Here is a 451-nt window from a genome sequence, read left to right as displayed (position 1 = left end):
AATCTATGGACTGCGTTTGACCTCTCTTGTCGAGGGTCATGTCTCCTCCCGTGGATCCGCATTCTGTGTCTTGAGTTCGTATGTTCTTGGGGTTCGCATGGTTCAAACTGGAGCTAGGCAACAGCCGTGGCAAGTCAGGGCTGGCGGGGCTATCGGGAAATTGCCAACCAGGTGACGCCTGGTGCGACTCCTGACCAGACTTCTACGGATCACGCTAACGGTCTTCTGTCGTTCGTCGTCGATAGTGACGTCTTGTTGCACGCCTACCTCAAGATGACGGACATGTTGGACGGGCGCCGATGTTCGGCGCTGGACTCGTGCGGTTGATGTTCAGCTGACTTGAACTTCCAGATGGACGCTGTTGTGATCACGGTGCTGAGTTCGGGAAAAGATCTCTCGGCGTTCTGGTTGTTGTGAATCGACTGGTGCGTTGGTAAGGCAATGCCTGCAT

Annotated in this window: 1 protein-coding gene; it reads right to left on the bottom strand. The window is 54.8% G+C overall.

Going from position 1 to position 451, the window contains the following annotated elements; all coding sequences use genetic code 11:
• Nucleotides 1-263: 263 nt before the first annotated feature.
• The coding region (locus tag AC0AIB_RS31290; RefSeq protein WP_465098092.1) for a hypothetical protein at nt 264-451 on the bottom strand (188 nt) is incomplete at its 5' end.

The organism is Micromonospora sp. DSM 43699, from assembly GCF_055517075.1.
This window is presented reverse-complemented; position numbering and strand designations above follow the sequence as displayed.